Origin of the sequence: Actinomycetospora sp. NBRC 106375 (genome assembly GCF_030269665.1) — a bacterium.
GTDB lineage: Bacteria > Actinomycetota > Actinomycetes > Mycobacteriales > Pseudonocardiaceae > Actinomycetospora.
In genome coordinates this window covers 90,993-104,125 of sequence record NZ_BSTS01000009.1, presented here as the reverse complement: position 1 = coordinate 104,125, position 13,133 = coordinate 90,993, and the positions used below count along the sequence as shown (strand labels likewise).

At 75.6% G+C, this 13,133-nt stretch carries 13 protein-coding genes and 1 tRNA gene; 5 read left to right on the top strand and 9 right to left on the bottom strand.

Annotation, left to right across the window (positions count from 1 at the left end):
* Positions 1–25: 25 nt before the first annotated feature.
* Together QSK03_RS16445 and QSK03_RS16440 are read right to left on the bottom strand one after the other, a co-directional pair.
* Positions 26–577, bottom strand: coding sequence for an LEA/WHy family protein (locus QSK03_RS16445; RefSeq protein WP_285654014.1), 552 nt, complete (start codon positions 575–577; stop codon positions 26–28).
* Complete coding sequence (locus tag QSK03_RS16440) at positions 549–1,799, bottom strand: adenylate/guanylate cyclase domain-containing protein (RefSeq protein ID WP_285654012.1); 1,251 nt, start codon at positions 1,797–1,799, stop codon at positions 549–551. The genes QSK03_RS16445 and QSK03_RS16440 overlap by 29 nt, the downstream gene beginning before the upstream one ends.
* 114 nt (positions 1,800–1,913) lie before the next feature.
* Between QSK03_RS16440 and QSK03_RS16435 the strand changes: the two genes are divergently transcribed.
* The 3 genes from QSK03_RS16435 to QSK03_RS16425 are packed head-to-tail and all read left to right on the top strand — an operon-like array spanning position 1,914 to position 4,015.
* Positions 1,914–2,825: a metallophosphoesterase family protein gene (locus QSK03_RS16435; protein WP_285654010.1), complete on the top strand. Its 912-nt coding sequence runs from the start codon at positions 1,914–1,916 to the stop codon at positions 2,823–2,825.
* The gene (locus QSK03_RS16430; protein ID WP_285654008.1) at positions 2,810–3,502 is read left to right on the top strand and encodes a 4'-phosphopantetheinyl transferase family protein; all 693 of its coding nucleotides are present in this window, start codon (positions 2,810–2,812) and stop codon (positions 3,500–3,502) included. Before QSK03_RS16435 ends, QSK03_RS16430 begins: the two co-directional genes overlap by 16 nt.
* 12 nt (positions 3,503–3,514) lie before the next feature.
* Positions 3,515–4,015: a DnaJ family domain-containing protein gene (locus QSK03_RS16425; RefSeq protein ID WP_285654006.1), complete on the top strand. Its 501-nt coding sequence runs from the start codon at positions 3,515–3,517 to the stop codon at positions 4,013–4,015.
* Between the two features lie 272 nt (positions 4,016–4,287).
* On the opposite strand, the gene QSK03_RS16420 is transcribed toward QSK03_RS16425, so the two are convergent.
* The 7 genes from QSK03_RS16420 to QSK03_RS16390 all read right to left on the bottom strand — a co-directional run bounded on the left by QSK03_RS16420 (position 4,288) and on the right by QSK03_RS16390 (position 12,568).
* The gene (locus QSK03_RS16420; protein ID WP_285654004.1) at positions 4,288–7,077 is read right to left on the bottom strand and encodes an AAA family ATPase; all 2,790 of its coding nucleotides are present in this window, start codon (positions 7,075–7,077) and stop codon (positions 4,288–4,290) included.
* The gene (locus tag QSK03_RS16415; protein WP_285654002.1) at positions 7,074–8,231 is read right to left on the bottom strand and encodes a metallophosphoesterase family protein; all 1,158 of its coding nucleotides are present in this window, start codon (positions 8,229–8,231) and stop codon (positions 7,074–7,076) included. The genes QSK03_RS16420 and QSK03_RS16415 overlap by 4 nt, the downstream gene beginning before the upstream one ends.
* A 191-nt stretch (positions 8,232–8,422) precedes the next feature.
* Positions 8,423–10,057 (bottom strand): alkaline phosphatase D family protein, encoded by a 1,635-nt coding sequence (locus tag QSK03_RS16410; RefSeq protein ID WP_285654001.1) that lies wholly within the window; start codon positions 10,055–10,057, stop codon positions 8,423–8,425.
* 42 nt (positions 10,058–10,099) lie between these two features.
* On the bottom strand, positions 10,100–10,822 hold the full coding sequence (locus QSK03_RS16405; RefSeq protein WP_285653999.1) for a hypothetical protein: 723 nt from the start codon (positions 10,820–10,822) through the stop codon (positions 10,100–10,102).
* A complete protein-coding gene (locus QSK03_RS16400; RefSeq protein WP_285653997.1) occupies positions 10,791–10,943 on the bottom strand; it encodes a hypothetical protein in 153 nt (50 codons plus the stop codon). The genes QSK03_RS16405 and QSK03_RS16400 overlap by 32 nt, the downstream gene beginning before the upstream one ends.
* 189 nt (positions 10,944–11,132) lie before the next feature.
* Entirely contained in the window at positions 11,133–11,324 is a 192-nt protein-coding gene (locus tag QSK03_RS16395; RefSeq protein WP_285653995.1) for a hypothetical protein, read from the bottom strand.
* Positions 11,325–11,632: 308 nt separating this feature from the next.
* Positions 11,633–12,568: a type IV toxin-antitoxin system AbiEi family antitoxin gene (locus QSK03_RS16390; RefSeq protein WP_285653993.1), complete on the bottom strand. Its 936-nt coding sequence runs from the start codon at positions 12,566–12,568 to the stop codon at positions 11,633–11,635.
* 178 nt (positions 12,569–12,746) lie between these two features.
* Between QSK03_RS16390 and QSK03_RS16385 the strand changes: the two genes are divergently transcribed.
* Positions 12,747–12,821 (top strand) — tRNA-Ile (locus QSK03_RS16385).
* Between the two features lie 65 nt (positions 12,822–12,886).
* Complete coding sequence (locus QSK03_RS16380) at positions 12,887–13,132, top strand: hypothetical protein (RefSeq protein ID WP_285653991.1); 246 nt, start codon at positions 12,887–12,889, stop codon at positions 13,130–13,132.
* Position 13,133 lies beyond the last annotated feature (1 nt).

Sequence of the window (13,133 nt, the reverse complement as noted above, 5' to 3'; positions counted from 1 at the left end):
GCGGCCGTGACGTGGGGACACCCGCTCAGCCGGCCGCGGAGGCCAGGCTCGCGGTCAGCGGCAGGGAGAAGCTCTGGCCCTGGCAGGAGTTGGCGGGGTCGGCCGCCATCTTGGCCTGGAGGGTGTAGGTCTGCGTGCCGTTCGGGGCGATGGTCCCGGGCGGGTTGGTCAGACCGGCTGTCGTGACGGTGCCCGCGGGACAGTTGCCGGCGGTGGCGTCCGAGCTGCCCGGCGAGATCGAGGCGACGACCACGGGGTAGGAGTTCGGGTTGTTGACCGTGACGGTGGCGTTGACGGTCGCCCCCGGGTCGAGCCCGGTGGCGCCGTTCTGCGGCGTGATCGTCGAGTTGATGGCGGTGGTCGAGCTGCCCTCGGCCGTGCCGGCGCCGCTCGAGAGCCAGGCGGCGAGCGCGAGCCCGCCACGCAGGCCAGGGCGATGCCACCGCCGATGGCGCCCAGGCGCCTCTTCGTCGTCGTTTCCACGGTGAACTCTCCTTGTCCGACGCCGGGCGGTCCCGACGCTCGGAGGGAGAAGTACGCCAGATGGCCTAGTCGCGAATCGGCTCGTGCGCCTCATCCACTCGATCGAGAGGTGTGCCGTTGCCGCGGGACACGGTCGGGCGACGCTGCACCCGGTACAGGCGCTGCGCACCGCGGACACCCTTGAACTTGCGCGGCGCAGCGGTGCGGAACCGCAGCGGGGCGTCGTCTCCGGCGACCGCCACCACCGCGTCGTGCACCGCGGCGGTGACGGTGACCTGTCCGGGGCGGGCGGTCTCGGTGACACGGCTGGCGAGGTTGACCGGCGGGCCGAACCAGTCGCCGGCGTGCGGCACGCCGATGCCCTTGGCGATGCCGACGCGCAGCGCCGGGCGGCCGTCCTCGGCACCCGACCACGCCTCGACCAGCGCGACCGCCGCCCGGACCAGCGCGGTCGGGTCGGGGGACACGAGCATGACCGCGTCGCCGATGGTCTTGGCCAGCCGCACGGGCCACGACGAGACCTCGGTGGCGGTGGCCGAGAGCATCTCGGCGACCTCGCTGAGCTCGACCGCCGACACGCTCTCCCCGAGGTCGGTGAAGCCGACGAGGTCGGCGAAGCACACCGTCACGTCCTGGGCGCCCTGCAGCCGCCCGGCGCTCGACTCCTCGACCGCGAGCGCGTGCGAGCGGATGCGGTCCGCCAGCCCGGCCGCGACGAGGTGCACCAGGTGCAGCGAGTCCTCCTCGACGATCCGGCGCGCCTCGGTGGCGTAGCGCAGGGCCATCTCCGGCTCGGGCTCGCCGGGGCGCAGCAGCGCCTCCCCGAGCAGCCCGCCCAGCGCGTCGGCGATGTTGAGCACGCCGCGCCCGATCGCCCGGACGACCGGCATCATCTCCTCGTCGGAGAAGCCGAGGCTGCGGTAGCGGTGGATCCGCTGGGCGATCTCGACGTCCTCGTCGGTGTAGATCGGCTCCTCGGGGTCCGGGGCGATCGGGCGGCCGAGGGCCTGGAACCAGCGCCGCGCGACCTCGACGTCGACCTCGGCCAGCTGGCAGACGTCGGTGAGCGAGTGCCCGTCCTCGGGGCGCAGCGTCCGCTCGAGCAGCAGCAGCCCCAGGCGGTCGCGCGCGATCGCGTCGCGCATGGCGTCGATGTCGACACCGTCGGCGGCCAGCGACTCCAGCACCGACACCCGCGTGCGCCGTTCGTCGCCCGCGAGGCCGTCGAGGAGCCCGGCGCGGTCGTAGTCGCCCTCCGCCATCACCGACCGGACCCGCGCCGGGATCGGCAGCGATGTGCGGTGGCGGGGCGGCACGGGCCCATGGTGCCAAAGGGGTCCGACACGGACATCTGGAGGGAGACGTGTCACGGCCGGCGCGCCGGTCACCGCGGGATCCGTACCGTGAGCCCGAGGAGACAGGGAGGACCCATGAGCGGCGGCCCGCGCCTGCTGGCCACGAGCGACCTGCACGTGAACCGGTCGGAGAACGAGGACCTGGTCCGGGAGCTGCGTCCCACCCACCCCGACGACTGGCTGATCGTCGCCGGCGATGTCGGTGACCGCGTCGCGACCGTCACGTGGGCGCTGGGGGTCCTCGCCGACCGGTTCGCCCGCGTGATCTGGGTGCCGGGCAACCACGAGCTGTGGACCCCGCCGGGCGACGAGGTCGAGCTCGTCGGCCCCGCGCGCTACGACCACCTCGTCGCGGCGGCGCGCGATCTCGGCGTCGTGACCCCCGAGGACCCGTGGCCGCTGTGGGAGGGGGCAGGCGGGCCGGCGCTCGTGTGTCCGCTGTTCGTGCTCTACGACTACAGCGTGCGGCCGCCGTCGATCCCGGCCGAGTGGACCGACGAGCAGGCGCTCGACGCCGCGCGTGAGGCCGGGGTGGTCTGCACCGACGAGATCCTCATGTCGAGCGACCCGTTCGCCGGGCCCGCCGCCTGGTGCGCCGACCGTCTGGCCCGCACCGAGGCGCGCCTCGCCGAGCGCCCGGCCGGGATGCCGACCGTGCTGGTGAACCACTGGCCGTTGACCCCGGACCCGACCCGCATCCTGCGGTACCCGGAGTTCTCCCTGTGGTGCGGCACGACCGCGACGGCCGACTGGCACATGCGCCACGACGCCGCCGTCGTCGTCTACGGCCACCTGCACATCCCGCGCACGACGGTCCAGGACGGGGTGCGCTGCGAGGAGGTGTCGGTCGGCTACCCGCGCGAGTGGCAGCGCCACGGTCTCGTCCGCGGCGCGCTGCGCGAGATCCTGCCCGGCGCGGGCGCCGACGGCCCCGATCCCTTCACGGTCTGGGCCGCCGAGCAGCGTGCGTCGTGGGCGCGGTCGTGACCACCGACGTCGCGGCCCTCGGCGCCGTCCTGCCCGCCGCCGTCGTCACCGCGGCGCGCACCGACGACGACCCCGCGGCCGCGCTCGCGCCGGAGGAGGAGGCGGCGGTCGCGCGCGCCGTCGACACCCGCCGGGCGGAGTTCACCACGGCCCGCGCCTGCGCCCGCGACGCGCTCGCCCGGCTGGGGGCGCCGGCGATCGGGATCCCGGTCGGGGAACGACGCGCGCCCGTGTGGCCCGACGGCGTCGTCGGGGCGATCACCCACTGCGCGGGCTTCCGCGCGGCGGCGGTGGCCTGGAGCGACACGGTGCGCACCGTGGGCCTCGACGCCGAGCCCCACGCCGCCCTGCCCGACGGCGTGCTCGAGGCGGTGTCCGACGCGGGGGAGCGCTCGCTGCTGTCGTCCCTGTCCCGAGGCGCACCCGACATCCGGTGGGACAAGATCCTGTTCAGCGCCAAGGAAAGCGTCTACAAGGCGTGGTTCCCGCTGACCGCACGCTGGCTGGGGTTCGAGGACGCCGACCTGCGTCCCGCGGCGGACGGCACGTTCCGTGCCTCGCTGCGCGTCCCGGGGCCGGTCGTCGACGGTGTCGAGGTGACCGCGTTCGACGGCCGCTGGATCGTGCGCGACGGTCTGGTGATCACTGCGATCGCCCTTCCGGCCCGCGCTTCGTAGCCTGGGAGCACCATGCGGGGCGACGGGCAGTGGGAGAGCTACGAGTCGATCGTCGACCGGCGCATCCGCGAGGCCCAGGAGGACGGCAAGTTCGACGGGCTGCGCGGTGCCGGGCGCCCCCTGCGTGGGCTGCACCGTGCTGACGACGAGAACTGGTGGCTGCGCTCCTACCTCGAGCGGGAGAACGTGCCCACCGACGTGCTCCTGCCGACCCCGCTGCGGCTGCGCCGCGAGGTCGAGCGCCTGCCCGGGACCGTCGCCGGGATGGAGACGGAGCAGGAGGTCCGCGCCGCGGTCGCGGAGGTCGCCGCGCGCGTCGCGCAGTGGATGCGCTTCCCGGACGGTCCGCGCGTGGCGGTCCCGATGCCGCGGGCCGACGCGATCGTCGAGGGGTGGCGGGAGGGGCGCGCGGCGAGCGTCGAGGCGCCGTCCGGGCTGCCGGCGGCCGGTGCTCCGCGGGCCCCGTCGCGCTGGGAACGCTTCCGGCGCGTGCTGCGGGGGCGTCGCGCCTGAGTCCTCGTGATCAGGAGCGCGTGGTGCACGTCGTCCCGCCGTGCGAGGGGGTTGAGGCGCTCCTGATCTCTGTGCGATGTGGCGCGCGGCGGCCGGTCGGCTTCGTTCCCCGAGATGCTTCGGAAACAGAAGCATCGAGGCGACCTCGCGGGGGTCGCTCGCGGGGGTCGGGAGCGCCCGTGGTGGCGCCCAGCCGGCCGCCGTCGATCAGGAGCGCGTGGTGCACCTCCGCCGGCCGCGCGACGTGGATGAGGCGCTCCTGATCTCGCGCGTCAGCCGGCGCGCGGGGCCCGGGGGAGGTCGACGACGGTGCCGGGCGCCGTGGCCGGGGCGGGGTCGATGGGGCGTGCCGGCTCGTCGCGGTCGCCGGCGTGGTCGTCCCGGTCGTCGGCGCTGTCGGCGCCCGGGCGCCGGGACGGGGTGAGCGGGACGACGGTGGCGGCGCCGATGCCGTGGTAGCGCTCGGGGGTGCAGGTCAGCACGACGACCTGCGCGGCGCCCTGGGCCGCGGTGGCCGCGGTGAACACGGCGCCGAGGCGGGCGAGGCGCTCGGGATCGGTGTGCCCGAGGGCGTCGTCGATGACCACGGGCACGCCGTCGGCCGGGTCGACGAGCGCGGCGCAGGCGAGGCGCGCGCACAGCCCGAGCTGCTCCTGGGCGCCGCTCGACAGTGCCCCGAACGCCACCGTCGTCCCGTCGAGCGTGCGGTGGGTGATGCGGAGATCCTCGTCGATCTCCAGCGACAGGGTCGGCCCGAACACGATCCGCGCCAGCCGCTCGACCTGCGCCCGGAACGGGGCGACGTAGGAGCGCCGCACCCGCTCGCGGTGGCGGGCGAGGGTCTCGTGCAGGCGGCGCGCTGCCGCGGCGCGCGCCGCGACGGTCTCGTGCGCCCGCCCCGCCGCCTCGAGCTCGGTGGCTGCGGCGGCGAGCTGGTCGTGCCAGCCCTGGGCGCCCGCGGCCTGGAGGCGCCCGGTGGTCTCGGCGTGCTCGCGCTCCAGACGGGCGACCTCGCCGGTGAGCCGTTCGGCGACCGCGCGGGCGTTGGTGACGAGGACCTCGACGGTGTCGGGGTCGTCGCCGGCGAGGGCGGCGGCGAGGGTCTCGTGCTCGCGCTCGGCCTCGCGGGCGCGGTCGCGGCGCGTCGACTCGGCGTCGGCGAGGGCGGCGTCCGGCTCGTCGACCCGGGCGGCGGCCAGCTCCTCGGCGCGGCGCGCGTGGGCGTGCCGCGCGTCAGCGGCGCGCTCGGTGAGCACGGCGGAGCGCGTCTCGGACTCGCGCACCGCGTCCTCCGCGGCCCGGCACGCCGCGTCGGCCTCGTCGGCGCGCCGCGCGGCGGTCCCGGCCTCCTCGCGGGCCGTCCCGGCGGCGGTGCGCAGGGCGGCGACGTCGTCGGTGGTCGCCTCGACGCCCTCGAGCCGGTCGCGCACCGCGTCGTGGGCGGTGCGCAGGGCGGCGGTGTCGGCGTGCCCCGCCAGCTCGCGGGCGAGCGCGGCGCGGTGCTCGCCGGCCCGGCGTGCCGCGTCCTCGGCCGCGCGGCATGCGGCGCGGGCCGCCTCGAGGTCGGCGACCCCGAGGTCCTCGCACGCCCCGGCGAGCGCCCGGGTGGCCTCACGGACGGCGTCGTCGCGACCGGCGTCGTCGAGACCGGGCCGGACCCGGACGGCGAGGACACCCGGCAGCGACACCGCGCGGACGGCGGCGACGGGCAGCGTGCGCGTCTCGCCCGCCGCGAGCGTCACCGTCTCGCCGTCGACGTCGAGGGTCAGTCCGTCGCCGTCGGCGGGCACCGTCAGCTCGACGCGGGCGGCGGCGGCGTCACGGGCGGCCTCGGCGCGCAGCAGGTCGCGGGCGAGGTCCTCGACCTCGGCGAGGTCGTCGGCACCCACCGTCGCGGCGGCCTGCGCCCGCTCGGCCGCGGCCAGCCCGGACGCGGCGTCGCCGACCCGGCGCAGCCGCTCGGCGAGGTCGAGGAGCTCGGCGCGGTCGCGGGCGGCGGACACGGCCCGGTCGGCGGCGTCGGCGGCGTGCCGTGCGCGGGTGGCCTCGGCGCGGGCGTCGGTGTCGTCGGCGCGGCGCCGGTCGCGGTCCTCACGGGCGGTGGTGTGCTCGGCGTCGTGCGCGTCGCGCGCCGCGGCCGCCCGTGACGCGGCGTCGGCGTCCGCGGCGACCGCGGCGATCAGGGCGTCGCGGGCCGCGCGCCGATCCCGTGCCGCGTCGGCCCGCTCGCGGGCGAGCACCGCCTGGTCGCCGGCGGCCTCGACCTCGCGCAGCCGCGACTGCAGCCCGGCCCACCGGTCCTCGAGCTCGGCGACCTCGTCGCCTTGCGCCCGCCGGCGCGCGCGGACCGTGCCGAGGTCGGCGTCGAGCCGGTCGCGGGCGGCGACGTCGCGTTCGGTGGCCTCCAGCGCGGCGCGGCAGCGATCGTGCTCGGCCTCCGCGTCGGCGAGGCGCACCTCGGCGGCCCGGAGCTCGCCGGTCGCCCGGCCGCTCGGGGTGCGGTAGCGGCGCAGCTCCTCCACCGCCCGCTCGACGAGCCCGTCGTCGACCGTGGGGTCGGGCCGCGCCGCCTCGTGGCCGGATGCCGCGCGGTCCAGGGCCCGCGTGAGCGCGTCCTGGCCGCCGAGGTCCGCCTGCCCGACGCCGGAGTGCTGCTCGACGCGCAGCCCGCGCCACAGCACGCGGTCCATCGTCTCGTCGAGGATCGCCGACACGCGGGCATGCGCGTCGGCGCCGGTCAGCTGCTCCGGCGCGGGCGCGGTGACGTGCAGCTCGGTCCGCGGGCGGCGCAACCACCGCTTGCGGTAGGTGAAGCGGTAGGGCCCGGTGGACACCTCGGCCTCCACCTCGGGGCCCGCGTCGACCCCGGCGGGCTGGGCGGCCCGGATCTCCGCGCGCCGCGACGAGTCGGCGGCGTCGAAGAGCAGGTCGAGCGCGGCGAGCGTGGACGTCTTGCCGACCTCGTTGTCGCCCTGCAGCACGGTGACCCCGTGCTCGGCGAGGGCGACCTCGCGGTCGTGCACGCCGCGGAAGTCGCGCAGCCGGATGCGGTGCAGCCTCATCGCGACCCCACCAGCCGGTGGAGCAGGCGCAGGGCGTCGCGCGCCTCGGCGTCGTCGCTGGTGGCGGCCGCGAACAGCTCGGCGGCCGCGTCGGCGGCGAAGCCGTGCAGGTCGAGGTCGTCGAGGTCGGCGTCGTCGGGCACCGTCGCCAGGTCGGAGTGCTGCTCGAGGATCTCCACCGCGGCGAAGGCGTGGGCGTGCGCGGCGAGCAGGTCGTCGAGACGTCCACGCTGGCGCAGCGAGAGCGTGCCGACGAGGGCGAGCCGGATCGCGGTGCGCTCCTTGTCGGGCACCGCGGCGAGCCGGGCGTCCAGCGCGTCGAGATCGCCGTCGGCGTCGAGCCGCGCGTCGTGGCGCAGGAACCGCCAGCGCCCGACCGGCTCGACCGCGACCTGCGCCCCGTGCCGGTCGAGGTCGACGACGAGGACGTTGCCCGGGTCGACCTCATCGAAGTCGGTGACCTCCGGGGTGCCCGCGTGGCGGATGCGGTCGTCGACGGCGTCGGTCCACGTCGAGTGCCGGTCGCCGAGCGCCACGTAGTGCACGCGCCCGTCCGCGAGCGCCGCCAGCACGCCGTCGCGGCGGATGCGGGCCGGCTCGTCGTCGTCCGGGTCGAGCACGTCGAGCTCGCCGTGCCCGGCCAGCACCCGCAGCGTGCCGGGCGGGGCGGGGTCGAGGGCGGCGAGCTGCTCGCCGACCAGGTCGGTGAGCGGGTGCTTCGAGCGCCACGGCGCGGCGACGACCTCGACGCCGGGCGCGACCTCGTGCACGCCGGGGGCGTCGAGGACCGTCACGTGGGCGGGGCAGCGGCGCGCGAAATCGGGCCGTCGCAGCACGCACGCGGCGTCGGCGGGGTCGTGGTTGCCCGGCAGCAGCAGCACCGGCGTGCGGAAGGACCCCAGGGCCTCGCATGCGCGGGCGACGACGTCGGGGCCGACGAGGTTCGACTCGAACACGTCGCCGCACACCAGCACGAACGCCGCGTCCCGCTCGTCGGCGAGGCGGCCCAGCTCGGCCACGGCGTCGAGGCGGGCCTGCGCGAAGCGCGCCTGGGCCTCGCCGGTGAGCCCGCCGGCGGCCTCCTTGGGTGGCCGGGCGCCGAGGATCCGGCGCGTCATGCCGAGCTGCCAGTCAGCGGTGTGCACGAACCGCACGCGCGCCTCCCTCCACTGCTCGACCCCCGACCGTAGAACGGCCCCGCCGCCCGGGCGGGCAGCGACACAGGGTTCGACGCAGTGACGCCCCGAACGGTTCCGCGCGGACCCGACCCGGATCGAGCGGGTGGCTTTCTGATGTCTGACGCCGGCGTGGATGCCAGGCTGACAGACCCCGCAGGCCACGAGCCTCAGGTCAGCGGCAGTTCGGCGATCGCCTCGAGGCCGCCGCGCGCGCCGGAGCGCTCGACGCGCAGGCGGGCGTCCGTCCCCGAGACCTCGAGCGTCGACACCGCGTTGCCGAACCACGGGCCGCCGACCGTCGACCACGACAGCGGCGGGTCGTCGAGACCGGCGACCTTCGCGACGCGCCCCAGCACCCCGGAGAGCCGGCGCCACCAGCCCAGCGCGAACACGTACTCCATGAACCAGGGGACGCCGTTGCGGACCGGCGAGCAGGTCAGCTGGTAGACCCGCGACCGGGTGGGGGAGGGGTAGCGGGCCTCGGCGGCGTAGCTGTGGTGGACGTCGCCGGAGAGCACGCAGACGGTCGCCGGGGCCGACGGTCCGGACGCGATCCCGCGGACGAGGTCGGCGAGCCGGTCGAACGAGGTGCGGAACGCCGGCCAGTGCTCGAGGTCGACGGCCTGGCGCACCGACTCGGCGAGCTTGCTGCCCCTCGCCGCGGCCAGCTCGTCGAGCGACTGCACGTGGCTGACCGCCGGCGGCATCAGCCAGGGGATCGACGACCCGAGCAGCAGGTGGTCGACGTCACCCTCCGACGTCGCGTTCTCCGCGATCCAGGCGAACGAGTGATCGTTGATCATCAAGCGGTCCTGCGCGTTCAGCACGCGGGCGCACCGTGAGTCGATCATGAGCAGGCGCGTCCGGCCGAGGTCCCACCGGTAGCTCCACCGCACGCCGGTGGGCTCGCCGACCTCGGCGTCCGCGCGGCCGGCGAAGTCGGCGAGCAGGTCGTACACGTCGCCGTCGGCCTCGAGGACCTTGCGGTAGAGCGGGTCGGCGTTCCGTGTCTCCGGATCGAGGTTGCCGAGGTGCTGGTAGACCCAGTACGACGCGAGGCCGGCCCGGATGCGCTGCGGCCACCACGGCTGGGCGGCCATCTGGTCGCGCCAGGTCTGCGAGGTGTTCCAGTCGTCGCGGACGTCGTGGTCGTCGAAGATCATCGCGGTCGGCACGGTCGAGAGCAGCCAGCGCAGCTCCCGGTCGGTCCACGATTCGCTGTAGAGGTGCGCGTACTCGCCGTAGTCCGCGATCTCCAGGCCCGGCCCGTCGGGGGAGTCCGGGTCGCGGCGCGAGCGGATCCACCGCTCGGTGCGCGGCGTGAGCTCGTCGGCGTAGACCTGGTCGCCGAGCAGGCAGACCGTGTCGGGGAGGACCTCCGCCGGGTCGTCGGCCTCCGCGACCTCGTCCATGAGCCGGGTGGCGAACGCGTCGAGGGCGTCGATGCCCAGCGAGGCCTCGAGCTCCGGGTCGTCGGTCGGGGGGTAGCGGCACGACCCGAAGACCACCCGCAGCCGCTCCTCGTCGCCTGCCTCGCGGCGGGTCCGCAGGTAGCTCGGCGGCGTCGAGGCGCCCTCGAGGGGCCAGACGACCTCGCCGTCGAGTCGGACCTCGTACGCCCGGCACGTACCCGGCTGCAGCCCGTCGACGGTGACGAGCGCGTAGTGCTGGCCGCACACCTCGAAGGTCGGCGCGGAGCTGCCGAGCACCTCGACGGTGCAGCGCGCGCTCGTCTCCACCCAGATCGTCGCCGTCGTGGTGCCGACGTGGCGCAGCAGGGGGCCGAGTTCGAGGGAGGTCACGTCACCTGACTACCCCAGCCGGCCGCCCGCAGGCATGCCGGATCACTCCGAGCGGTGGGTCAGCTGCTCCAGGCGGCTCTGCACCTGGTCGAGCCGTGCCTGCAGCAGCGCCACCTCGGCGGTCAGCAGCGGGACGAGCGTGCCCTCGTCGAGGTCGCCGTCGCCCCCGACCCCGTCCAACGGAGCGAACACCGCGGCCGCCGGGTCGTCCACGGCCTCGTCGCCGCGCACCGGGACGTGCCCGCACAGCACCCCGAACGCCTCGGGCGTCAGGACCGGGCGCGGCCCCGCGCACAGTCCGCAGACCGGGTGGAGCCGCCGCCACCCCACGACGCCCGGCCCGCCGTCGGCGAGCGCCGTCGCCGCCCGCCCGCAGCCGCAGCGCCCCAGGCGGACCGACCGGATGGTCTGCCGGGCGTAGCGCAGCCCTAGCTCGTAGCGCACGAACCGGCCCGACGCGGCGATCTCGAGCAGCACGCAGTGCTGGTACTGCGGGTCGCAGGCCAGGTCGCGCGCGTCGTCGAGGTCGTGGAAGCAGTAGAACCCGCAGTCGCACCACGACGACGGGGGCCGGTGCCGCGGGCTCTGGATGCACACGGCGTCGGCCACGCCGCCGTAGACCTGCGTCCGGCCCAGCGCGACACCGTTGAAGCCGGCGCGGCGCGCGTCGGCCGAGATCATCGGGTACGCGATCTTGTACCCGGTGAGCGGCGCCTCCGCCCGGGGGCGGTGCCTACCGATCGACCAGCTGCTCGGCCGGCTCACGGCGCTCCGCGGTGATCTCGTGGGCCGGGATGGCGATCTCACCCGTGTCCGCCGCGTCCTCCGGGGCGGGCGTTGGCGGGTCCTCGGCGATACCGGCGGAGAGTCGACGTCCCAGGCGCATGGCGGCCTCCGAGGGTCAGGAGTTGACGTCCCCCCAGCGTCGTCGGCGACCTCCTCGATGTCCAGGGATCCGTGTGAAAGGGATGGGGACGCCCACGTTGGCCCGGGCGGACCCCGATGGGGAGCGGGTCCGGCCCGGGCCTTCGCGGAAGCTGCTGTGGGGAGCGGCTTTGGTGCGGGTCCTGCGTGCTTACTCGGCGGCCTCGAGGCCCAGGTCGTCGACGACCGCGCCGACCTCGGCCTCGGTGTCCGCCACGTCGTGGTCGAGCTGGTGCGCGTAGGGCGCGAGCTCGACGGCGTTGGCGGCCGGGGCGGCGAACGCCGTGATGGCCGCGGGTGCGGCGACGGCGGCGAGCGCGACACGCATGGTGCTCTTCTTCATGAAGGGTCCTTCCCGATCAGGACTGCTGACTGTTCAGGTCCGGATGACCCGAACGGCCGAACCTTCGCGGGCGATCGACGCCCGATTCAAGTCAGAACGGCCCATTCGGGCAGTCGGTAACGCGATCATCACGGGGCGTCGTGTCGCCCGAGTGGCCCTGTGCAACGAACACGCATGTCAAGGACTTCTCATGCTGCCCTCAGGTGGATCTCGGTCCTGTCACGGCGAGGTCACGGCGGTTCACGTGATCGTCATGTGCCGGCGGGTTTCGGCGGGCAAGATCTGGAACTGGTGAGCGGATGCTCCGCTCAGCGGAGCGATTGCTCACCAATTCCAGATCTTGCCGCGAGCGTCGCGCGGAGGCGGGCCAGGAAGGTTCCGGGGCCGGCGCGCAGCTCGTACCAGTGGGTCCGCAGGACCACCCAGCCGGCGGCGACCAGCGCGGACTGCCGGGGCCCGTCGAGGAGGAAGGCCCGCAGGTCCCGGTGGTAGGCCCAGCCGTCGACCTCGACGATCACCTTCTCCTCGTCGAACACCACGTCACCGACCGCTCGCCCGAAGCCGGGCAGGACGATCCCGGTGTTGGCGGTCCACCTGGGGAACCCGGCTCCGCGCAGCCCCGCGTGCAGCTCCCGCTCGGCCCACGACCGGGCGCCGCCGTCCGCGAGCGCGATCAGCTCGGCGCCGAGGGGTGCGCCGCGTCGCCCGCATGTCCGCGTGTGCGCTGCCCGCAGCATCTCGATGCTCAGCGAGCCCTTCTGGAGGGCCCGGTCGGCGACCCGCGCGCCGTCGTCGAGACCGAGCACCACGACGGCATCGAGCACCGTTCGTGCCCGGACGGTCACGTTGGCGCCGGCGACCCGGGTGCGGTCGGCGGGGTCGACGGTCCTCAGTGCGATGTCGAGGTCCTCCCGGGGGCGGGGTCGGCGGTCCCGGGGGACGGCGACCTGGTGCCGCGACGGCGGGGTGTCCCGGAAGCCCCACCACCACGCGGCCGACGTCCCGACGAGCGTCGCGTCGGGGCCGAGCGACAGGAGGGCCGCGATCGCCCGCGACGTGGGCGTCTCGACGTGCTCGCCCACCTGGTATGTCCGCGGGCCGGCCGGGAACCAGGCCTTCGCCTCGACCTTGCGGGCGATGGCCTGGCGCGTGTAGCCGGCAGCCCTCGCCTGCTCGAGGCTCACGACGCCGTGCTGGCGGCGGATCAAGGCCCGGAACGCCCCGCGCCCCGCATCGGTGCTCACACGGGCTTCGACGCAGCCGCCGGCCCGCCGGATCCATGCGATCTCGAGCAAGATCTCGGACTGGTGAGCGTCCGCTCCGCTGAGCGGAGCATCCGCTCACCAGTTCCAGATCTTGCTCGGCACAGGCCCGGCCGAGCCCGGGCGACACCCCCCGCGTGTCGTACGCTTCGCCGCCGAGGGGGCAGTAGCTCAGCTGGTCAGAGCAGCGGACTCATAATCCGTCAGGTCGTCGGTTCGAGCCCGACCTGCCCCACACGGTCGAGGGTGTCCTCTCTCTGCCGCGTGGCGAAGATCGGTCGCGCCCGTCACCCTGAGGCCATGGACCACACCGCGATCCCCTCGCTGCGGCGCTGGCTCATGGCCGCGATGCTGCTGGTCATCGCGCTGGTCGGGTGGACCTGGGCCGACGCCGTCGACGACCCGTCGAGACCGGCGCTCTGGTACCCGGTCGCCCTCGCGGTCGCCGCCGGGATCTGCCTGGGCGTCGTCGGTGCCCGTCTGCGTCGTCTGGAGCAGGCGGGTCGACCCGAGGACACGGCCGTCGAGCAGAGCACCACGACCTGAC

Coding starts and splice junctions, on each gene's coding strand:
- QSK03_RS16425 (WP_285654006.1), top strand. CDS start 3,515: ATGCGGGGCGACGGGCAGTGGGAGAGCTACGAGTCGATCGTCGACCGG.
- QSK03_RS16400 (WP_285653997.1), bottom strand. CDS start 10,943: ATGCGCCTGGGACGTCGACTCTCCGCCGGTATCGCCGAGGACCCGCCA.
- QSK03_RS16395 (WP_285653995.1), bottom strand. CDS start 11,324: ATGAAGAAGAGCACCATGCGTGTCGCGCTCGCCGCCGTCGCCGCACCC.
- QSK03_RS16445 (WP_285654014.1), bottom strand. CDS start 577: ATGAGGCGCACGAGCCGATTCGCGACTAGGCCATCTGGCGTACTTCTC.
- QSK03_RS16380 (WP_285653991.1), top strand. CDS start 12,887: ATGGACCACACCGCGATCCCCTCGCTGCGGCGCTGGCTCATGGCCGCG.
- QSK03_RS16420 (WP_285654004.1), bottom strand. CDS start 7,077: ATGAGGCTGCACCGCATCCGGCTGCGCGACTTCCGCGGCGTGCACGAC.
- QSK03_RS16435 (WP_285654010.1), top strand. CDS start 1,914: ATGAGCGGCGGCCCGCGCCTGCTGGCCACGAGCGACCTGCACGTGAAC.